The following is a 20,653-nucleotide window of genomic DNA, read 5'->3' on the forward strand; positions in this document are numbered from 1 at the left end:
GGGTACGTCTACCCCGGGCGGGACCCGGCTACCCCCGGCGGCGCCGGATCTCGGCGTTGATCGCCGGGACCACCTCGTGCAGGTCGCCGATCACGGCGTACGTCGCCTTGGTGACCATCGGCGCCTCGGCGTCGGTGTTGATCGCGAGGATCGCCTTCGCCGACGAGCAGCCCGCCCAGTGCTGGATCGCGCCGCTGATGCCGCACGGGATGTAGAGGTCCGGCGAGATCCGGGAGCCGGTCTGGCCGACCTGCTCGTGGTGCGGCCGCCAGCCGAGCGAGGTGACGACGCGGGAGACGCCGAGCGAGGCGTCGAGCAGCTCGGTCAGCTCGAGCAGGTCCCCGAAGCCGTCCGACGACCCGGCGCCGCGGCCCGCGCCGACCACGACCTTCGCCGACTTCAGCGACCCGGACAGGTCCGGCTCGGGCTCCTCGGTGGACACCACCCGCGCGACCAGGTCGGCCTCCGCGACGGCCGGCGTCTCGACGACGACCTCGGCCGGGCCCGGCGCGTCGGCCGGAGCCGCCTCGACCGCGTGCCCGGCGACGGTGAAGACCGCCGGTCGCTGCGAGAGCTGCATCTCCTCGAGCGCCGCACCGCCGACCACCTGCCGGGTGACCGTGAAGGGTGAGAGACCGCCGAAGGACAGCACGTTGGCGGCCATCGCCACCCCGGCCCGTGCTCCGACGTGAGCCATCACCTCGTTGCCCCGCGGGGTGCCGGCAGCCATCACCACGACCGAGCCCGCGGTCTCGCGGACCGCGAGGACGCCCGACGCCCAGGCGGCGCCCGAGAACGCCTCGAAGGCCGGACCGGTCAACGCGTGCACACGACGTACGCCGTACGCCGCGAGCTCGTCGACCAGCGACGCGGACGGCTCACCGACCAGCACCACGTCGATCGGGACGCCACCGCCCGCTGCGGACAGGTCGCGAGCGAAGGTGACCGCCTCGCGGGACACCTCGACGGCATCGCCCGCGAGCGAGGTCTCCACCAGCACCAGGATCATCGGGACAGCACCCCCAGCTGTTCGAGCACGTCGACCACGGCCGGCGCGGCCTCCGCACCCTTGCCGAGGATCTGCACGTCGGACGGCGCGGGCGGCGGGAGCAGCAGCCGCACGCGGCCCGGACCGGCCGGCTCGGCGGTCGGGGTGCGCTCGTCGATGGCGACCTTCTTGGCCTTCATCCGGCCGGGCACGGTCGGGTAGCGGGGCTCCACGCCGCCCTCGAGGACGGTGACGACGGCGGGCAGCGGGAGCCGGTAGGTCTCGTGGCCGTCCGGCCCGGCGCCACTCGCGGCGACCTGACCGTCGGCGACCGAGACGTTGGTGACGCCGTTGACCACGGGCCAGCCGAGCTCGTAGGCGAGCCGGATGCCGACCTGGAAGTCGCCGCTGTCGGCGGCGTCGTTGCCGAGCAGCACCAGGTCGTGGCCTCCCCCGGACTCCTGGGAGTCGCGGACGACGGCGGCGATCTCGCGCGCCACGTCGGCCGGGCCGAAGGTCTGCGGGTCGGCGACGACGTGGGTCGCGGCGGTGCAGCCGACGGCGAGCGCCGCCCGCAGCTGCTCGACCGCGTCGGCGTCGCCGAGCGTCATCACCGTGGCATCGCCCAGCTGGACCGCGATCTCGACCGCGCACTCCTCGTGCGCGCTCATCGTGAAGCCGGCGTACCGGCCGTCGACGGCCTGCGCGTCGTCGGTCAGCACGACCTCGCTGGAGGAGTCGACGACCCGCTTGATGCAGACCAGGGTGGTCATCGAATGCGCTCGTTCGAGGGGTCGAGGAGGGCCGTCGCGTCGACCGAGCCGACGGTGACCGGGTAGAGCTCCTCCATGTAGGACACGGCGAGCTCGTTGCCGATCACCGCCTCGGCGGGCGGCAGGTAGGCGAGCAGCAGGTGCTTGCCCAGCGAGGGCGCGGAGCCGGCAGTCGTGACGTAGGGGTGGTGGCCGTGGCCGTCGGTCAGCGTGCCGCCGTCGCGGGTCAGGACCGGCTCCCCGCCGAGCATGTAGCGCTTCACCCCGGATGCCGAGGTGTGGTCGTCGACGACGAGCGTGCAGAGCACCGCGGCCGGCGAGGACTCCCGCTGGGCCAGGTAGGCCTCCTTGCCGACGAAGTCGGCGGCCTTCACCTTCGGCCGCTGCATGCCGGCCTCGACGATCGACCGCTCGGCGTCGAGCTCGTAGCCGAACGCCCGGTAGCCCTTCTCGATGCGGCCCGTGGTGCCGTAGACGCCGATGCCCACGGGCACCGCGCCGTACGCCGCCCCCGCGTCGAGCAGCGTGTCCCACAGCCCGGCGGCGTCGTCGGCCGCGACGTAGAGCTCCCAGCCGAGCTCGCCGACGTAGGAGATCCGCGAGGCCAGGACGGTGACGTCGCCGACCGCGATCTCGCGGCAGGTCAGGAAGCCGAAGCCGGCGTCGCTGACGTCCGCGGAGGTCAGCGAGGCCAGGATGTCCCGGGCCCTCGGGCCCCAGAGGCCGATGGTGACGACGTCGTCGGTGCGGTTGGTCAGCGTGGTGCCGGCAGGCACGTGCGCGGCGAACCACTGACGGTCGGCCGGCCCGTGCGCGGCGCCGGTGACCACCCGGAAGTGGTCGTCGCCGAGCCGCATCACCGTGAGGTCGGACTTGAAACCGCCCTTGGGGTCGAGCACCGGCGTGTAGATCACCTTGCCGACGGGGACGTCGCACTGCGCCACGCAGGTGACCTGCACGGCGTCGAGCGCGCCCGGACCCTCGATGTCGAAGACCTCGAACGCCGACAGGTCGATCACGCCCGCCGCCTCGCGCATCCGCAGGTGCTCGGCGTTGATGATCGGGCTCCACCAGCGGGCGTCCCACTCGTGCTCGCGCGGCATCACGGCGTCGCCGTACTGCTCGAGGAGCCCGGCGTTGGACTCGTACCAGTGCGGCCGCTCCCAGCCGCCGGTCTCGAAGAAGACGGCGCCGAGCTTCTGCTGCGACTCGTGCATCGGGGCGAGCCGCTGGTCGCGGTCGGACTCGTACTGCTCGGCCGGGTGCACGATGCCGTAGGTCTTGATGAAGGACTCGGTGGTGCGCAGCCGGGTGTGCTCGCGGCGCAGCTGGTGGGGGTGGAAGCGCGCGATGTCGCTGTGGCTGACGTCGATCTCGGAGTGGCCGTTGACCATCCACTCCGCGACCGCGCGCCCGACGCCGGGACCCTCCTTGATCCAGACCGCGGAGGCGGTCCAGAGGCCGGCGACGTGGCTCTCGCCGAGGATCGGGCTGCCGTCGCAGGTCAACGAGAGCAGGCCGTTGATGGCGTAGCGCATCTCGGCGCCCTCGGCGCCGAGCAGCTCCGGCATCAGCTCGTAGGCCTGCTCGAGCTGCGGATCGAAGTCGTCGGAGGTGAAGGGCATCTCGGTCGGCGACAGCTTCGCCTGCTCGATCGAGGGGATCTCCTCCGGCTCGTGGAGGATCGCCCGGTGGGCGTAGGAGCCGACCTCCATGTCGGCGCCGTGCTGGCGCTCGTAGCAGAAGGTGTCCATGTCCCGGACGATCGGGAAGGAGATCTCGCCCTCCCGCTCGGACAGCTGCGGGCACGGGCCGACGCTGATCATCTGGTGCACCGCCGGCGTGAGCGGGATCGAGACGCCCGCCATGTCGCCGATCTTCGGGCTCCAGACCCCGCACGCGATGACGACGTACTCGGTCTCGATGTCGCCCTGGTCGGTCCGCACCCGCCTGATCCGCCCGTCCTCCACGTCGAGCCCGAGCACCTCGACGTTGGGGACGGTGGTCAGGGCGCCGGACTCGACCGCGCCGTCGCGCATGATCGTGCCGGCGCGCAGCGAGTCGACGACGCCCACGCTCGGCGTCCAGAAGGCGCCGATGAACTGGTCCTCCTCGATGAAGGGGACCTTCTCCTTCACGAAGGCCGGCTCGACGAGCTCGGCCTCGATCCCCCACGCCTTCGCCGACGACATCCGGCGACGCAGCTCCTCCATGCGCTCCTCGGTGCGCGCGATCTCGAAGCCACCCGACTCCGTGAAGACGCCCATCTCCTTGTACTGCCTCATGGAGTCGAGGGTCAGGTCCGTGATCTCGCGGGAGTGGTCCACCGGGAAGATGAAGTTCGACGCGTGGCCGGTCGAGCCGCCCGGATTGGGCAGCGGGCCCTTGTCGATCTGCACCAGGTCGCGCCAGCCGAGCCGCGCGAGGTGGTGGACGAGGCTGTTGCCGACGATGCCGGCGCCGATCACGACGACCTTGGCCGAGGCGGGAACGGTGGCCATGGAGCTCTCCGGTCTGTGTCCGAGGGATGGTGCCTGCGTTGCGTATCACGCAACGTGATTCGCCATACGAAACTACGACAAGGATCGCCCGGCCCCGGCCGGGAGGTCAACCCCCGGCCGGGGTGGGTGATCGTGGGTCAGCCGGTCAGCTGGAGACGCCGGCCGCCTCGAGCCAGGGGGCGACCTTGTCCGGGTTGGCGTCGACCCACTTCTTCGCGGCGTCCTCGGGGTCCATGCCGTCCTCGGCGATGTACTTCGCGACCAGGTTCTGGTCGTCGTTGGTCCAGCTGAACGCCTTGACGAGGTCGTACGCCGGGCTGCCGGAGTCGGCGAAGTCCGACGAGACGATCTTGTTGAGCGGGTAGGGCGGGTAGTCGCAGGCGACCTTGTCCGGGTCGGCGTCGCAGCCGTCCGTGTACTTCGGCAGGTCCACCTTGACCAGCGGCACCTCCGCCAGGAACCACTGCGGCTCGTAGAAGTAGCCGATCATCGGCTTCTTGTTCTCCTCCGCGGTGCGGAAGGCCTCGATCAGCGCGTTCTCGCTGCCGGCGTAGACGACCTTGAAGTTCAGGTCGAGGTTCTTCACCAGCGCCTCGTCGTTGGTCACGAAGCCCGGGTCACCGTCGTAGAGGGTGCCGAGGTCGCCCGACTCGCTGGTCTTGAACATGTCGGCGTACTTGTTGAGGTTCTCCCAGTTGGTGATGTCCGGGTACTTGTCGGCCATCCACGGCGGGACGTACCAGCCGATGACCCCGTCGTTGCCGGTCAGGCCTGCGTCGACCGCACTGCCGTCGCCGCCCTGGTCGGTCATGTACTTCTTCGCGAGCTCCGGGTGCCCCCAGTTCTCGATGACCACGTCGACCGAGCCGGTCCCGAAGCCCTTCCACGACACCTGCTCGTCGAGGTTCTTGTAGTTGACCGTGCACCCGAGCTTGGTCTGGGCCAGGTAGCCGACCACGTAGGCGTCCGCCTCGTAGCCGACCCACGGGTTGACCGCCATGTTCAGGTCACCGCAGTCCTTGGTCCCCGCCGGTTCGTCGGCGTTCTGGATGGAGTCGCCACCACACGCACCGAGCGTGAGCACCGACGCCGTCACGAGGGCGGAGAACCCCGCCAGCGTGCGCTTGACTCTCATCTTCGACCTTCCATTTCTCTTAGTGACGATTCATCCGAGCATCGTGGACGGCCCGCGCTGCGGGCGTCGTCCGGCCTTGAGGGTGGCGCTCTCTCCCGCGCGCGCGGCGCCGTACGTCGTGATCCGGTCGAGCATGATCCCGAGGAGCACGATGGTGATGCCGGCGGCGAGGCCCTTGCCGACGAAGTCGGCCTGCCGGAAGCCCCAGATGATGTCGAAGCCGAGACCACCGGCGCCGACCATCGCGCCGATGACCACCATCGACAGCACGTAGAGCAGACCCTGGTTGGTGGCCAGCAGCACCGAGCCCCGCGCCATCGGGAGCTGGACCTTGGTGATCTCCTGCCACCGGTTGGCGCCGGTCGAGCGCGACGCCTCGATCGTCTCGGAGGAGACCCCGCGGATGCCGTCGGCGACCAGCTTGGTCGCGATCGGCGCGGCGTAGATGACGCCGGCGATGATCGCGGTGAAGCGGTTGGGTCCGAAGAGGATGAGCACCGGGATCAGCGGCACGAACGGCGGGATCGTCTGGCCGGCGTCCAGGAAGGGGCGCAGCACCCGGTCCGTGGTGAGGTTGCGGCCCATCGCGACGCCGAGCACGACGGCGATCGCCACGACGAGCACGGTCGCGACGAGCACCGAGGTCAGCGTGACCATCGCGTTGTACCAGAGGTCGAGGAGGTAGATCCCGGCCAGGCAGACGAACGTCGCGACGAGGGCGCGCAGGCCGCCGACGATCATCGCGATCAGCAGCAGCGCGAGGCCGGTGACGAACCACGGCGACTCGGCGACCAGGCTCTGCACCGGGTTGAGGAACCAGTTGGTGAAGCCGTCCTGGATCGAGGTGGTGAAGCCGGAGAGGTCGGTGAGCAGCCAGTCGCCGAAGTCGTCGACCGCGTTGCGTATGGGGGTACCGAGGTCCGGACTCGAGGGGAACTCGTTCGCCCACACGTACATGTGTGAGAGGTAGAGGGCGACCAGGGTCCCGGCCGATCCGGCGACCAGCACGATCCGGCGCAGGCGACGGCCGTGGTTGCCGGCGCGACGGGCCTGCTCGGCGCGGACGCTCGCGGCGGTGGTCGTGCGGTCGAGCGTGATCGCGAGCACCACGATGCAGATGCCGGCGACCGCCGCCGTGCCGAACTGGTTGCGCTGGAGCCCGTCGATCACAGGCTGCCCGAGGCCGGGACCGTCGATGTACGCCGCGATCGTGGCCATCGCCAGCGCGGCCATGATCGTCTGGTTGACGCCGACGATGATGGTGCGCTTCGCGAGCGGGAGCTCGACCTTGACCAGCCGCTGCCACGCGGTCTGACCGAGCGACGAGGTCGCCTCGACGACGCCGGGGTTGACCGTGCGCAGGCCGTGGGCGGAGATCCGGATGACCGGCGGGGTCGCGTAGACGAGGGTGACCATGATCGCCGCGGCGGGACCGATGCCGAAGAGGATGCTGAAGGGCAGCAGGTAGACGAAGGACGGCATCGTCTGCATCACGTCGAGGACCGGCGTGACGATCGCCGAGACGACCTTGCTGTGCGCCATCCAGATGCCGAGCGGGATCCCGACGAGGCAGGAGAAGACCACCGAGAAGAGGGTGATCAGCAGGGTGTCGACCGACTCGGTCCAGAAGCCGAGGAAGCCGAAGAGCAGGAACGCCGGCACCACGAGCAGGACCAGCCGCCACCCCGCGATCGCGAAGGTCGCCAGCGCGGCCAGCGCGACGATCCCGAGCCAGCCGAACTGCGGGAACGGCCGCGGGAACGGCGCAACCGTGAACAGGTGCTGCAGCCAGGTGAAGATCGAGTCCAGGCCGTCGGAGAGGCCGCTGATGATCCGGACGACGATGTCGGACGGCGAGGCGAAGGCGTCCTGGAGGTTCTCGCTGAGGTCCTGGAGCCAGTCGTGGACGCCGGTGCTCGTGGAGGTGCCGATGTGCAGCGTGTGGGTGCCCTCGGTGAACGACCAGACGATCACCCAGCCCACGACGACGGCGAGCAGCGCCCACAGCCGCGGGTGGGCGCGCACCACCGCGACGACCCGGCCCTCGTCCCGGATCCGGGCCCTGGAGCTGGTCGCGGCGGTCGTCATGCGAGCGATTCCTCGGCCACGACGACCCGGAGGATGTCCTCGTCGTCCACCAGCCCGACCACGGTGTCGCCGTCGACGACCCGGCAGGGCCCACGGTGGTCCAGCACCGTGCGGGCCGCGTCGCGGACGATCTGGTCGGACCGCAGCACCGGACCGTCGACCGCCTGGCCGTCGGGCTCACGCATCACCCACTTGAGCGTCAGCACGTGCGACTTGGGCACCTCGGAGGTGAAGTCCTTGACGTAGTCGTCGGCCGGCGCGCCGACCACCTCGTCCGGCGTGCCGATCTGCACGATCTCGCCGTCGCGCATGATCAGGATCCGGTCGCCGAGCTTGAGCGCCTCCTGCAGGTCGTGGGTGATGAAGACCATCGTCTTGCCGAGCTCGTGGTGGAGCCGGATCACCTCGTTCTGCATGTCCCGCCGGATCAGCGGGTCCAGCGCGGAGAACGGCTCGTCGAAGAGCAGCAGCGACGGGTCGTTGGCGAGCGCCCGGGCCAGGCCGACGCGCTGCTGCATGCCGCCGGAGAGCTGGTCGGGGTAGGACATCTCGTAGCCCGACAGCCCGACCAGGTCGACGATCTCGGCGGCCTTCTCGCGGCGCTCCTTGCGTCCGACGCCGCGGACCTCCAGGCCGTAGGCGACGTTGTCGATCACCTGGCGGTGCGGCAGCAGGCCGAAGTGCTGGAAGACCATCGAGGCGTGGGTACGGCGCAGCTCGCGCAGCTCGGACTCGTTGGCCTTGGTGATGTCGTGCCCGTCGATGACGACCTCGCCGGCGGTCGGCTCGATCAGCCGGGTCAGGCAGCGCACCAGCGTCGACTTGCCGGAGCCGGACAGGCCCATGACCACGAACACCTCACCCGGTGCGACCTCGAAGGAGACGTCGCGGACGCCGACGACACAGCCCGTCTTGGCCTTCAGGTCGGCGCGCGAGAGGTCCGCGTCCGGCGTACCGATGATCTTGTCGGCACCGCGGCCGAAGATCTTCCAGAGGTCCTTCACGGTCAGCGCGGCGTCGGTCATGACGACTCCTCGGGATAGAGCGGCATGCCGTCGCGGTAGCGGTAGAACGGCACGTCGGCGGGCGGGAGCGGGGTGTTGCCCGCGATGAGGTCGGCGGCCTTCTCGGCGACCATCATCACCGGGGCGTAGATGTTGCCGTTGGTGACGTAGGGGAAGACCGAGGCGTCGACGACGCGCAGCCCGTCGACGCCGTGCACGCGCATCGACGACGGGTCGACGACCGCCGTGTCGTCGACGCCCATCTTGGCCGTGCACGACGGGTGCAGCGCGGTCTCGGCGTCGGCGCGGACCCAGGCGAGGATCTCCTCGTCGGTCTCGACGGCCTTGCCGGGCGAGAGCTCGCCGTCGTTGTACGGCGCGAACGCCGGCTGGTTGAGGATGTCCCGCGCGACCCGGATCGCCTCGACCCACTCGCGCCGGTCGTTGGGCGTCGAGAGGTAGTTGAAGAGGATCGACGGGTGCTGCTTGGGGTCGCGGCTCCGGACCTTCACGTGGCCGCGGGTGTCGGCGTACATCGGACCGATGTGCACCTGGTAGCCGTGGCCCTCGGTCGGCGCGGACCCGTCGTACCGGATGGCGACGGGGAGGAAGTGGAACATCAGGTTGGGGTAGTCGACGTCCTCGTTGCTGCGCGCGAAGCCGCCGCCCTCGAAGTGGTTGGTGGCGCCGAGGCCGCGGCGGTGGACGAGCCACTGGTAGCCGATGCCCGGCCGCTTGCGCCACGCGAGGCCGGGCGCGATCGAGACCGGCTGCTTCGAGGCGTACTGCACGTAGACCTCGAGGTGGTCCTGCGCGTTGGCGCCGACGCCGGGCAGGTGCTGCACGACCGGGATGCCGAGACCGCCCAGCAGCGCCTGGTCGCCGATGCCGGAGAGCTGGAGCAGCTGCGGCGAGTTGATCGCGCCGCCGCAGAGGATCACCTCGCCGGCGTGCGCCGTACGACGGGCGCGGCCGGCGCGCAGGTAGTCGACGCCGACCACGCGCTTGCCCTGCACGCGCAGCCCGGTGGCGAAGGCGAGGGTCTCGACCTTGAGGTTCTTGCGGTGCCGGACCGGGTGCAGGTAGGCGCGGGCGGCGGAGAGCCGGCGGCCGCGGTGGACGTTGCGGTCGAAGGGCGCGAAGCCCTCCTGGCGGTAGCCGTTGACGTCGTCGGTGAGCGGGTAGCCGGCCTGCTGCGCGGCCTCGAAGAAGGCGCCGAAGAGCGGGTTGTCGGCGGGCCCACGCTCGAGCACGAGCGGCCCGTCGCCGCCGCGCCACGCGTCCGCGCCGCTGCTGCCGTCCTCGAGGATCCGGCGCTCCATGCGCTTGAAGTAGGGCAGGCAGTGGAGGTAGTCCCACTCCTTCATCCCCGGCTCGGCGGCCCAGCGCTCGTAGTCGAGCGGGTTGCCGCGCTGGAAGATCATCCCGTTGATCGAGCTCGACCCGCCGAGCACCTTGCCGCGGGCGTGGTAGACCCTCCGGTTGTTCAGCTCCGGCTCCGGGTCGGTCTCGTACTTCCAGTCGTAGAGCCGGTTGCCGATCGGGAAGGGCAGCGCGGCCGGCATGTGGATGAACGGGTCGATCCGGAAGTCGGAGCGGCCGGCCTCCAGCACGAGGACCGTCGTACCGGGGTCGGCGGAGAGCCGGTTGGCGAGCGCGCACCCGGCCGAGCCGCCACCGACGATGACGTAGTCGTACCGGTCCGCACCCATGACCCGACCCCTATCCCTGGAACCAGCGTTGTTCGGCCGGGCGGATGTTGTGCCAGACGTGCTTGGTCTCGCGGTACTCGTCGAGTCCCGCGCTGCCGAGCTCGCGGCCGATGCCGGACTGCTTGTAGCCGCCCCACTCGGCCTGGGGGACGTAGGGGTGGTAGTCGTTGATCCACACCGTGCCCATCCGCAGCCGGCCCGCGACCCGTTGTCCCTTGCCGGCGTCCTGGGTCCAGACCGCGCCGGCCAGTCCGTAGATCGAGTCGTTGGCGATCCGGACCGCGTCGTCCTCACCCGCGAAGGTCTCGACGGTGAGCACCGGGCCGAAGGACTCGTCCTGGGTCACCGACATCCCACTCGTGCAGCCGTCCAGGATCGTGGGCAGGTAGTAGAAGCCCCCGGCGAGCGTGGGGTCGTCGGGACGCCGTCCGCCGGTGCGCAGGATCGCCCCCTCGGCGATCCCGCGCCCGACGTACGCCTCGACCTTGTCGCGGTGCGCGGCGCTGGTGAGGGGTCCGGTCTCCGCCTTGTCGTCGAAGGGTCCACCGATGCGGATCCGCTCTGCCCGCTCGACGAGCCGGTCGACGAACTCGTCGTGGATCGACTCCTCGACGACGAGCCGCGCGCCGGCCGAGCAGACCTGGCCGGAGTGCAGGAAGACCGCGGTGAGCGCGAAGTCGAGGGCGACGTCGAGGTCGGCGTCGGCGAAGACGATGTTGGGGTTCTTGCCGCCCAGCTCGAGCGCGACCTTCTTGACCGTGCCGGCCGCCGCGGCCATCAGCCGTCGCCCGGTCTCCAGACCGCCGGTGAAGGAGACCAGGTCGACGCGCGGGTCGGTCGAGAGCGGCGCGCCGGCCGTGGCACCGGCGCCGAGCACGAGGTTGCCGACGCCCGCCGGCAGGCCGGCCTCCTCCAGGAGGCGCATCAGGTGGATCGCGGTGTGCGGGGTCAGCTCGCTCGGCTTGAGCACGAACGTGTTGCCGGCGGCGAGGCAGGGCGCGACCTTCCAGGACACCTGGAGCAGCGGGTAGTTCCAGGGCGTCACCAGGCCGCAGACGCCGACCGGCTCGTGGACGATCCGGCTGACCACGTCGGGGTTGCCGGTGTCGACGACCCGCCCCGCGTCCTCGGCCGCGACCCGGCCGTAGTGGCGGAAGACCGAGACGACGTCGGCCACGTCGTACTGGCTCTCGACGAAGCGCTTGCCGGTGTCGAGCGACTCCATCCGCGCGACGTCGTCGGCGTCGCGCTCGAGCAGGTCCGCGACGGTGAGCAGCAGGTCGCCGCGCTCGCGGCTGGAGGTGTGCGGCCAGGGCCCCTCGTGGAAGGCGCGGTACGCCGCGGCGATCGCGGCCTCGGTGTCGACGGCCGTGGCCTCGTCGACCTCGGCGACGAGCGACCCGTCGGCCGGGCACCGGATCTCGCGGCGCGCGCCACCCTGCGCGCTCGTCCACGCGCCGTCGAGGTAGAGCTCAGCCACCCTGCGACCCACTCCCCGCGCGACGAGCGTTATGTTGCGTATCACGCAACGCGATGCTCTCCGCGCAACCGGTTGTTAGGCCTGAGGATGGTGAGCGGCCACCGCCCCGTCAAGGGGAAGCGACCAGATGTAACGCTCTGGTGATGTCAGCGGTGACCCCAGCCGAGGCGGTGCGAGACCTCCTCGGCGGCGGTCAGCAGCAGCGGCAGGACCTCCTCGACGCGGGGGTCGGGGAGGCGGAACGTCGGGCCCGAGACGCTCATCGAGGCGATCACGTCGCCGTGCGCGTTGCGGATCGGGGCGGCCACCGCGGTGAGTCCCTCCTCGAGCTCGTCGACGGCGACGGCGTACCCACGCTCGCGGACGTCCTCGAGCTCGGCGCGCAGCTTGGCCTTCGTCGTGATGGTCATCGGGGTGTAGCGCGACAGCGTGCCGAGCACCTCGGTGACCCGCTTGTCGTCCAGACCACTGAGCAGCACCTTGCCGTTGCTGGTCGCGTGCAGCGGGATGTGCTGGCCGACCCAGTTGTGCGGCTGCAGCGCGGACGATCCGGCGACCTGGTCGAGGTAGAGCGCGGAGCTCTCGGAGAGCACGGCGATGTTGACGGTCTCGCCGCTGTCCGCGGCGAGCTGGCGGCAGACCGGGCGGGCCTCCTGGACGAGGTCGAGCCGCGCGGTGGTGGCACCGGCGAGGCGCAGCACGCCGACCCCGAGCCGGTAGCGGCCGCGGTCGGTCGTCTGCTCGACGAGACGGTGGGACTCGAGCGTGGCCACGAGGCGGAACGCCGTACTCTTGTGGACGCCCAGCTCGCCGGCGATCTCGGTGACGCCCGCCTCGCCGACCCGGGCGAGGACCTCGAGGATGGTCAGCGCCCGGTCGACCGACTGGACGCCGGCGCTCGCGTCGTTCACGATGGCGACAGTAGCCGAGTTTGTTGCGTATCGCAGAAACTGTTTCGATCAGCGCAACACTGATGCGAAGGTGAGACCGTGCCCTCTCTCGCGCCCCCGACCATCGCGGCGGGTGACTTCGTCCTGATCCTGTCCTGCCCCGACCGGCCCGGCATCGTGCACGCCGTCTCCGGCTTCCTGGTCGAGCACGGCGGCAACATCCTCGAGAGCCAGCAGTTCGGCGACCGGCTCAGCGGCACCTTCTTCATGCGCATCGACGTCGAGGTGCCCGGCACCACGACCGCCGACCAGCTGCGCACGGAGTTCGCGCCCATCGCCGCGGAGTTCGAGATGCGCTTCGAGCTCTGGGACGCGCGGGCGCCGTACCGCACGCTGATCATGGTCTCCAAGCAGCTGCACTGCCTCAACGACCTGCTCTTCCGCACGAGCACCGGCTCGCTGCAGATCGACGTGCCGGCGATCGTCTCCAACCACCCCGACGCCGCCGACATGGCCGCGTCGTACGGCGTGCCCTTCTTCCACGTGCCGGTCACCCCGGACACCAAGCCGCAGGCGGAGGCCCGCCTGCTCGAGCTCGTCGAGGAGCTCGACGTCCACCTGGTCGTGCTGGCCCGCTACATGCAGGTGCTGTCCGACGGGCTGTGCCGCTCGCTCGCGGGGCGGGCGATCAACATCCACCACTCGTTCCTGCCGAGCTTCAAGGGCGCCAAGCCCTACCACCAGGCCTACGACCGCGGCGTGAAGCTGGTCGGCGCGACCGCCCACTACGTGACGGCCGACCTCGACGAGGGGCCGATCATCGAGCAGGACATCATGCGCGTCGACCACGGCTACGACCAGGACGCCATGGTCGGCGCCGGACGCGACGTCGAGGCGCAGGTGCTCTCCCGCGCGGTCCGCTGGCACTCCCAGTCGCGGGTCCTGCTGAACGGCTCGCGGACCGTCGTCTTCCGCTAGCGGTGGCGCCTGCGGGGTCCGGCTGTCAGCAGCCGTGACCCGCAGGTGACTCAGGCCGTCCAGCGCACCGAGTCGGCCACGAGGTCGGCGGCGGGGTGCACGCCGAAGAGGTCGGGGCGCCGCTCCATCAGCTCGGCGAGGTGCCGGGCGCGCACGCTGGCGCGGGCCGTGCGGGCGTCGGCCTCGGACTCGAACTGCTGCTGCTCGTCAGTGGTCATCGACGGGTCCCCTGTCGCGTGGAGTGCTGCTCGAGGCGCAGTACCCACCAGGCGGCGGCGTACGCCGCGGCCGCGACCGGCAGCATCGCGAAGGTCTCGGTCAGCGCGATCGCGACGACCGTGGACCCGGCCATGCCGAGCAGTGCGCCATTCATGCCCAAAGTCTAGTTACTCACTAGACTTTTGAAAGCGCCGTCCGAGTCGGGTCAGGCGGTCCAGCGGATCGCCTCCGTGGCGACGTCCGCCGGCTCGTAGACACCGACGAGCTCGGGGCGCCGCGAGAGCAGGGCGCTGAGGAACTGCACGCGGGCGTAACCGCGTGCGGGCTTGAGGGCGGATTCCCACGCGGACAGCGGGTCGCCCGAGGTGAGCTGGGTCATACCCGGAGGGGTGCCCGCCCGCGGGTTCGCCTGAACCCGCCGCGCCGACCCGGACTGGACCAGCGCCCGCCGGAATGGCGCAGCCCGGCGCGGGTGGCGCGGGGTGGTCAGCCGAAACCCGCCCGGCACGCCGGGAGGCGCCTGCGTGTCGGGCGGGTTTCCCCGGCCGGCCGGGGAAACCCGCCGCTGCCGCGTCGGCCCGGCCGGGTCAGTCGCCGAGCTCCGCCCGCCGGCGTACGACGTAGGCCTCGAGCTCCTCGCGGGTCGCCTCGTCGAGCGGCGGCTGCTCGTACTCCTCGAGCCGCTTCTGGTAGACCTCGCCGGCGCGCACGGCGGTGTCCTTGGCGCCGTTGCGCATCCACCGCTCGTAGTTCTCCGAGGAGGAGAGGAACGGGCGGTAGAAGCAGGTGCGGAAGCGCTCCATCGTGTGCATGGCACCGAGGAAGTGGCCGCCGTGGCCGACCTCCTGGTGGGCGTCGAAGGCCAGCGACGCCTCGTCGATCTCCAGCGGCGTGAACTCGTGCTGGAGCATCTGCACCAGCTCGCAGTCGATGACGAACTTCTCGTAGCCCGACACCAGGCCGCCCTCGAGCCAGCCGGCCGAGTGCATCACCCAGTTGGCGCCGGCCAGGAAGGTCGGCAGCAGCGTCATCATCGCCTCGTAGCCGGCCTGCGCGTCCGGCACCTGGGCGGAGGTCAGGCCGCCGCCGGTGCGGAACGGCAGCCCGAAGTGCCGCGCGATCTGGCCGGTGCAGAGCAGGCCGATGCCGGACTCCGGCGTCCCGAAGGTCGGCGAGCCGGACTGCATGTCGATGTTGGAGAGGAACGACCCGAAGACCACGGGGCAACCGGGCCGGATCAGCTGCGACAGGGCGATGCCGGACAGCGCCTCCGCGATCTGCTGCACGAGCGCGGCTGGAATCGTCACCGGCGACATCGCGCCCATCAGGATGAACGGCGTGAGCACGACCGCCTGGTTGGCGGCGGAGTACTCGAACTGCGCCTCGAGCATCCGGTCGTCCCAGCGCAGCGGGCTGTTGCAGTTGATCAGCGAGATCAGCGCCGGCGTCTCCTCGATCGTCGCGCGCGAGCCGAAGAGGATCTCGGTCATCGCGATCGTGTCCGCGGCGTTGACCCCCGAGACCACGTTGCCCATGTAGATCTTGTCGGTCAGCGTCTGCAGCGCGTAGGTCATGTCGAGGTGGCGGCTGTCGAGCGGCGTGTCGTTCGGCTCGGTGACCACGCCGCCCGCGGAGTCGAGGACGCCGAAGGACTGCGAGAGCTTCGCGAAGTTGCGGAAGTCCTCCATCGTGCCGTCACGGCGTACGTCGCCCTCGCGCACGAACGGCGGGCCGTAGACGGCGCCGAAGGCCATCGCGTCACCCCCGATGTGCACCGAGTGCTCGGGGTTGCGGGCCTGGAGGTCGAACTCCTTGGGCGCCTTGGCCACCTGCTCGAGCACGAACTCGGGATCGAGGAAGACGGTGTTGTCCTCGACCTTCTGCCCGGCCGCGGCGAAGAGGTCGCGCGCGCGGGCGTCCATGAACTCCACGCCGATCTCGCTCACCAGGCGTCGCCACCCGGCGTCCAGCGTCGCCATCGCGTCCTGCGACAGCACCTCGTAGCGCGGCATCCGGTTGCGGAACATCGGCCCTCCTGCCTAACCTCATGATGTGGGACCACAGTTCCACAACATGGAACAGGACGGAAGCACCCCATGGCCCCCTCGGTTGAGCAGAGCGCCACCGGCACCCAAGCCGTCGACCGCGCGGCCGCGCTGGTGTCGACGGTCGTGCACGCCGACGCCCCGCTGAGCTTCGCCGACCTCCAGGAGGCCAGCGGCCTCGCCAAGTCCACGACCTCGCGGATGCTCGCGGCCCTCGAGCGCGGCGGCCTCCTCGAGCGCGACCCCGAGGGCTCGTACGTCGCCGGCAGCCTCTTCTGGCTCTACGCCGCGCGCCACGACCCGTGGGAGGAGCTGGTCCGTCTCGCCCGCCCGGCGATGGAGCGGATCGGCGAGGAGACCTCGGAGACCGTGCACCTCTCGGTGACCCGCGGCGAGAAGGTCGTGCAGGTCGCGCAGGTCGACAGCCGCTACCTCCTCGGCACCCGCGACTGGACCGAGATCGACGTCCCGGCCCACACCTCCGCGCTCGGCAAGGTCTTCTACGCCTGGGGCGCGCTGCCCGTCCCCGCCCATGAGCTGGAGCGGCTCACCCCGACCACCATCACCGAGCCCGAGGCGCTGCGCCACGACGGCATCCGCACCCGCAAGCGCGGCTGGGCGGTCACCGACGGCGAGCTCGAGGTCGGCCTGACCGGCGTCGCCGTCCCCGTCCAGGGTGCGCGCGGCGACGTGGTCGCCGCCCTCGGCATCTCGGGCCCCACGCCTCGCCTCGAGGACCGCCTCGACGAGATCGGCACCAACCTGTCGTCCCACGCCGAGCAGCTGTCGCGGCTGCTGCGCGGCCGAGCACCCAAGGAGGGTGTGGCATGACCCCAGAGGAGATCCTGCAGGGCCTGTACGACGAGACCCTGGTCGGCAACGCCCCGCGCGTGCTCGAGCTGACCGAGGAGGGCCTGTCGCTCCAGATGGAGCCGCAGACCCTGCTCTTCGACGCGCTCATCCCCTCGCTCGAGGAGGTCGGCGCCCGCTTCGAGCGCGGCGACTTCTTCGTGCCCGAGATGCTCATCGCCGGCCGGGCGATGGCCGGCGCGATGGAACGGCTCCGGCCGCTGCTCGCCGAGACCGGCGTCGCGACGATCGGCAAGTTCCTCATGGGCACGGTCAAGGGCGACGTGCACGACATCGGCAAGAACCTCGTCAACATCATGCTCGAGGGCGCCGGCTTCGAGGTGATCGACCTCGGCGTCCAGGTCGCGCCCGAGAAGTTCGTGGCCGCGATCGAGGAGCACCAGCCCGACGTGGTCGGCTTCTCCGCGTTCCTCACCACGACGATGCCGATGTTCAAGGCCAACATCAACGCGCTCGAGAAGGCCGGCCTGCGCGACAAGGTCGTCGTCATGGTCGGCGGGGCCCCCGTCACCCAGGAGTACGCCGACGCCGTCGGTGCGGATGGCTACGCCGCCGACGCCTCGGCGACGGTGAAGAAGGCCAAGGCCCTGCTCGACGAGCGTCGCGCCAAGGTCCCTGCCTGATGTCCTACGACGGAGAAGCCCTCCGCACGGTGCTGCGCGGCACCGGCGCCGAGGTCGTCATCGGTCACGACCAGCGCTTCTGCCTGATCGGCGAGCGGATCAACCCGACCGGCCGCCGGATCTTCCAGGAGCAGCTGCGCGCCGGCGACATGTCGGCGATCGAGAAGGACGTGAAGGCGCAGGTCGAGGGCGGCGCCGACGTCCTCGACGTCAACATGGGCGTCCCGCTCACCGACGAGCCCGAACTGCTCGCGCAGGCGATCCGGCTCGTCCAGTCGCTGACCGACAAGCCGATCTGCATCGACTCCTCGGTCGTGGAGGCGCTCGAGGCCGGGCTGTCGGTCTACCAGGGCCGGGCGCTGGTCAACTCCGTCACCGCCGAGGACGACCGGCTCGCCGCGATCCTGCCGCTGGTCAAGAAGTACGACGCCGCGATCATCGCGCTGCCCAACGACCACGACGAGATCCCGATGGAGGCCGACAAGCGCCTCGACCTGACGGCGAAGATCATCCGGGTCGCCACCGAGGAGTACGGCATCGCCCAGGCCGACATCGTGATCGACCCGCTGGCGATGCCGATCGGCGCGGACACCTCGACCTCGCTGGTGACGATGGAGACGATGCGCCGGATCCGCGACGACTTCGGGGTCAACATGACCTGCGGCGCCTCCAACACCTCCTTCGGCATGCCCGACCGGCACACCCTGGGCGCCGCCTGGCTGCCGATGGCGATGACCGCCGGCCTGACCAGCGCGATCATGGACACCCGCACCCCGCAGATCGTCGAAGCGGTCAAGGCGGCCGACGTCTTCCTCAACCACGACGAGTGGGGCATGGCCTGGATCGCGGCCCACCGGGCGAAGGCGGCAGCGACGGCGTGAGCGAGCCCGAGGCGCACGACGGCACCGGCCGGGTGCAGCTGTCGTTCACGGTCCTGGACCCGGATCCCGAGCGGACCGCGCAGCGCTCGGTCCGGGTGCCGCCGGGCGTCACCGTCTTCGACTCCGCGTCGTGGAACGGCATCGCCATCGACTCCACCTGCGGCGGCCACGGCACCTGCCACAAGTGCAAGGTGAAGGTCGAGGGGTCGACGCCCATCACCCGGCACGACGTCAAGACGTTCACGCGCGAGCAGCTCGACGAGGGCTGGCGCCTGGCCTGCCTGGTCAACGCCACGCGGGACATGGCCGTCGACGTACCGCCGCTGACCACCCGGCCCAAGGCCGCGACCGTCGGCGTCGGGCGCCAGGTGATCCTGCGACCCGCCGTCCAGAAGCGGTACGTCGAGCTCGACGAGCCCACCCTCGCCGACCAGCGCACCGACCTGGCGCGGCTCGTCGGCGCGATCGACGATCTCGAGCTCACCCCCGACCTGCACCTCCTGCGGCGGCTGCCGACCGTGCTCCGCCAGGCCGACTTCAAGGTGACCGCAGTGGTCGTCGACGAGGCGCTCATCGACGTGGAGCCCGGCGACACCACGAAGGCGGCGTACGCGATCGCCTTCGACCTCGGCACCACCACCGTCGTCGCGACCCTCCTCGACGTCAGCACCGGGACGCCGGTCGCGGTCGCCTCGATGCTCAACAAGCAGCAGCCCTTCGGCGGCGACGTGATCACCCGGATCAGCGCCACGATGATGGACCCCGAGGCGCTCGGCCGGCTGCGGTCCGCGGCGGCGGAGACCCTGGCCACGCTGGCGACCCAGGTCTGCACCGAGGGCGCCGTCGACCCGGCCCAGGTCTACGAGGTGGCCCTCGCCGGCAACGCCACGATGACCGCGCTCGCGCTCGGCATCGACCCCGAGCCGCTCGGCGTCGCGCCCTTCATCATGTCGACGGCGCAGCCGCCCGACCTGCTCGCCATGGAGCTCGGCCTCGACCTTCACCCGCGCGCCCGGGTCACCCTCTTCCCGGCGCTCGGCGCGTACGTCGGCGGCGACATCGTCGCGGGCATGCTCGCCACCGGGATGGACCGCGACAAGCGCACCCGGCTCTTCATCGACGTCGGCACCAACTGCGAGATCGTCGTCAGCAACGGCGACCGGATCCTCTCGACCGCCGCCCCCGCGGGTCCCGCGTTCGAGGGCGGCGCGATCCGCTGCGGCATGCGCGCGGCCGACGGCGCCATCGAGGTCGTGAAGCTCGGCGCCAGCGAGGAGCAGGGCGTCGAGCTGGGGGTGATCGGTGACGTCGAGCCCAAGGGCCTGTGCGGGTCCGGCCTCGTCGACGCGGTCGCGGAGCTGGTGCGGGTCGGGCTGCTCGACGCGTCCGGCCGGTACGTCGCCGACGACGTCGCCAAGGAGATCGCGCCGGCCCTGGCCGACCGGCTCACCATGCTCGGCCAGGAGCGCGTCTTCGTGCTGCACCGGCCGACGCCGGACGCCGAGCCCGAGGACTGCGTCGTGCTCTCGCAGCGCGACGTCCGCGAGCTCCAGTTCGCCAAGGCCGCGATCTCGACCGGCTGGACGCTGCTGCTCGAGGAGCTCGGGCTCGAGCACCGCGACGTCCAGCAGGTGCTGCTCGCGGGGTCGTTCGGCTCCTACCTGTCCGCGGCCTCGGCCGTGCGGATCGGCCTGGTCCCGAAGCTGCCCGTGCTCCGCATCGTCGCGGCCGGCAACGTCGCGGGCGAGGGCGCGAAGATGGCGCTGCTGTCCGTGCGCGAGCGGGCCGGCGCGCAGGCGCTGCTCGAGGAGGTGACGTATGTCGAGCTCTCCGACCGCGCCGACTTCAACGACCGCTTCGTCGACCAGCTCGGCTTCTGAGCGTCGGGTCGCCCTCATCGCCTGCGGCGCGATCGCCCAGCCCTGCCAGGCGATCGTCGAGCGCACCGGCTGGCCGATCGACGTGCACCCGCTGCCGCCGCTGCTGCACAACCAGCCGCACCTGATCGCGGACGCGGTCCGCCGCCGGGCGACCGAGCTGCGGGCGTCGTACGGCGCGGTCGTGGTGGGGTACGCCGACTGCGGCACCTACGGCGCGCTCGACACCGTCTGCGAGGAGCTCGGCCTGAGCCGGCTGGCCGGCCTGCACTGCTACGACGTCTACGCCGGCGCCGACGTCGTCGAGCGGCTCTTCGACGAGCAGCCCGGCACCTACCTGCTCACCGACTTCCTGGTCCGCTCCTTCGCGCGCACCGTCGTGCAGGAGCTCGGCCTGGACCGCTGGCCCGAGCTGCGCGACGAGTACTTCCAGCACTACACGCGCATGGTCTGGCTCGCCCAGGAGCCGGACGAGGAGCTGCGCGCGCTGGCCGTCGCGGCGGCCGACCGCATCGAGCTGCCGCTCGAGGTCGTCGAGACCGGTGACACCGGGCTGACCGCCGCCCTGGCCGGGCTGCTGCTCCACTAA

At 71.0% G+C, this 20,653-nt stretch carries 19 protein-coding genes; 6 read left to right on the forward strand and 13 right to left on the reverse strand.

Annotated elements, in window-relative coordinates:
• Positions 1-28: 28 nt before the first annotated feature.
• The 9 genes from K8U61_RS23990 to K8U61_RS24030 form a co-directional block, all read right to left on the reverse strand.
• The gene (locus K8U61_RS23990) at positions 29-1,009 is read right to left on the reverse strand and encodes an electron transfer flavoprotein subunit alpha/FixB family protein (RefSeq protein ID WP_224125538.1); all 981 of its coding nucleotides are present in this window, start codon (positions 1,007-1,009) and stop codon (positions 29-31) included.
• Positions 1,006-1,761, reverse strand: coding sequence for an electron transfer flavoprotein subunit beta/FixA family protein (locus K8U61_RS23995; RefSeq protein WP_224125539.1), 756 nt, complete (start codon positions 1,759-1,761; stop codon positions 1,006-1,008). Before K8U61_RS23995 ends, K8U61_RS23990 begins: the two co-directional genes overlap by 4 nt.
• Complete coding sequence (locus tag K8U61_RS24000; protein ID WP_224125540.1) at positions 1,758-4,262, reverse strand: GcvT family protein; 2,505 nt, start codon at positions 4,260-4,262, stop codon at positions 1,758-1,760. Before K8U61_RS24000 ends, K8U61_RS23995 begins: the two co-directional genes overlap by 4 nt.
• Positions 4,263-4,407: 145 nt before the next feature.
• Positions 4,408-5,397 carry an ABC transporter substrate-binding protein gene (locus K8U61_RS24005; RefSeq protein WP_224125541.1) on the reverse strand — a complete coding sequence of 330 codons (990 nt, stop codon included), beginning with the start codon at positions 5,395-5,397 and terminating at the stop codon, positions 4,408-4,410.
• Between the two features lie 30 nt (positions 5,398-5,427).
• Positions 5,428-7,485, reverse strand: coding sequence for an ABC transporter permease (locus tag K8U61_RS24010; RefSeq protein WP_224125542.1), 2,058 nt, complete (start codon positions 7,483-7,485; stop codon positions 5,428-5,430).
• Positions 7,482-8,510, reverse strand: a complete 1,029-nt coding sequence (locus tag K8U61_RS24015; protein WP_224125543.1) for a quaternary amine ABC transporter ATP-binding protein — start codon at positions 8,508-8,510, stop codon at positions 7,482-7,484. The genes K8U61_RS24010 and K8U61_RS24015 overlap by 4 nt, the downstream gene beginning before the upstream one ends.
• A complete protein-coding gene (gene betA, locus K8U61_RS24020; RefSeq protein WP_224125544.1) occupies positions 8,507-10,201 on the reverse strand; it encodes a choline dehydrogenase in 1,695 nt (564 codons plus the stop codon). Before betA ends, K8U61_RS24015 begins: the two co-directional genes overlap by 4 nt.
• 10 nt (positions 10,202-10,211) lie before the next feature.
• Positions 10,212-11,681, reverse strand: coding sequence for an aldehyde dehydrogenase family protein (locus tag K8U61_RS24025; RefSeq protein WP_224125545.1), 1,470 nt, complete (start codon positions 11,679-11,681; stop codon positions 10,212-10,214).
• Positions 11,682-11,827: 146 nt separating this feature from the next.
• Entirely contained in the window at positions 11,828-12,592 is a 765-nt protein-coding gene (locus tag K8U61_RS24030; protein WP_224125546.1) for an IclR family transcriptional regulator, read from the reverse strand.
• Positions 12,593-12,670: 78 nt separating this feature from the next.
• On the opposite strand from K8U61_RS24030, the gene purU reads away from it, so the two are divergent.
• Complete coding sequence (purU, locus tag K8U61_RS24035) at positions 12,671-13,549, forward strand: formyltetrahydrofolate deformylase (protein ID WP_224125547.1); 879 nt, start codon at positions 12,671-12,673, stop codon at positions 13,547-13,549.
• 50 nt (positions 13,550-13,599) lie between these two features.
• Here the strand turns inward: purU and K8U61_RS24040 are convergent, their stop codons facing one another.
• The 4 genes from K8U61_RS24040 to K8U61_RS24055 all read right to left on the reverse strand — a co-directional run bounded on the left by K8U61_RS24040 (position 13,600) and on the right by K8U61_RS24055 (position 15,795).
• Complete coding sequence (locus K8U61_RS24040; protein ID WP_224125548.1) at positions 13,600-13,767, reverse strand: hypothetical protein; 168 nt, start codon at positions 13,765-13,767, stop codon at positions 13,600-13,602.
• A complete protein-coding gene (locus K8U61_RS24045; RefSeq protein ID WP_224125549.1) occupies positions 13,764-13,922 on the reverse strand; it encodes a hypothetical protein in 159 nt (52 codons plus the stop codon). Before K8U61_RS24045 ends, K8U61_RS24040 begins: the two co-directional genes overlap by 4 nt.
• Before the next feature lie 51 nt (positions 13,923-13,973).
• A complete protein-coding gene (locus K8U61_RS24050) occupies positions 13,974-14,147 on the reverse strand; it encodes a hypothetical protein (RefSeq protein ID WP_224125550.1) in 174 nt (57 codons plus the stop codon).
• 208 nt (positions 14,148-14,355) lie between these two features.
• The gene (locus tag K8U61_RS24055) at positions 14,356-15,795 is read right to left on the reverse strand and encodes a trimethylamine methyltransferase family protein (RefSeq protein ID WP_224125551.1); all 1,440 of its coding nucleotides are present in this window, start codon (positions 15,793-15,795) and stop codon (positions 14,356-14,358) included.
• Between the two features lie 69 nt (positions 15,796-15,864).
• Between K8U61_RS24055 and K8U61_RS24060 the strand changes: the two genes are divergently transcribed.
• From K8U61_RS24060 to K8U61_RS24080, 5 genes are read left to right on the forward strand one after another with little or no spacing between them, the layout of a single operon-like run.
• Entirely contained in the window at positions 15,865-16,644 is a 780-nt protein-coding gene (locus K8U61_RS24060; RefSeq protein ID WP_224125552.1) for an IclR family transcriptional regulator, read from the forward strand.
• Positions 16,641-17,306, forward strand: a complete 666-nt coding sequence (locus K8U61_RS24065; RefSeq protein WP_224125553.1) for a cobalamin B12-binding domain-containing protein — start codon at positions 16,641-16,643, stop codon at positions 17,304-17,306. The genes K8U61_RS24060 and K8U61_RS24065 overlap by 4 nt, the downstream gene beginning before the upstream one ends.
• Positions 17,306-18,187: a dihydropteroate synthase gene (locus K8U61_RS24070; RefSeq protein ID WP_224125554.1), complete on the forward strand. Its 882-nt coding sequence runs from the start codon at positions 17,306-17,308 to the stop codon at positions 18,185-18,187. The genes K8U61_RS24065 and K8U61_RS24070 overlap by 1 nt, the downstream gene beginning before the upstream one ends.
• Complete coding sequence (locus K8U61_RS24075) at positions 18,184-20,067, forward strand: ASKHA domain-containing protein (RefSeq protein WP_224125555.1); 1,884 nt, start codon at positions 18,184-18,186, stop codon at positions 20,065-20,067. Before K8U61_RS24070 ends, K8U61_RS24075 begins: the two co-directional genes overlap by 4 nt.
• A complete protein-coding gene (locus K8U61_RS24080) occupies positions 20,006-20,653 on the forward strand; it encodes a DUF1638 domain-containing protein (RefSeq protein WP_224125556.1) in 648 nt (215 codons plus the stop codon). Before K8U61_RS24075 ends, K8U61_RS24080 begins: the two co-directional genes overlap by 62 nt.

The organism is Nocardioides mangrovi, assembly GCF_020073815.1.
GTDB lineage: Bacteria > Actinomycetota > Actinomycetes > Propionibacteriales > Nocardioidaceae > Nocardioides > Nocardioides mangrovi.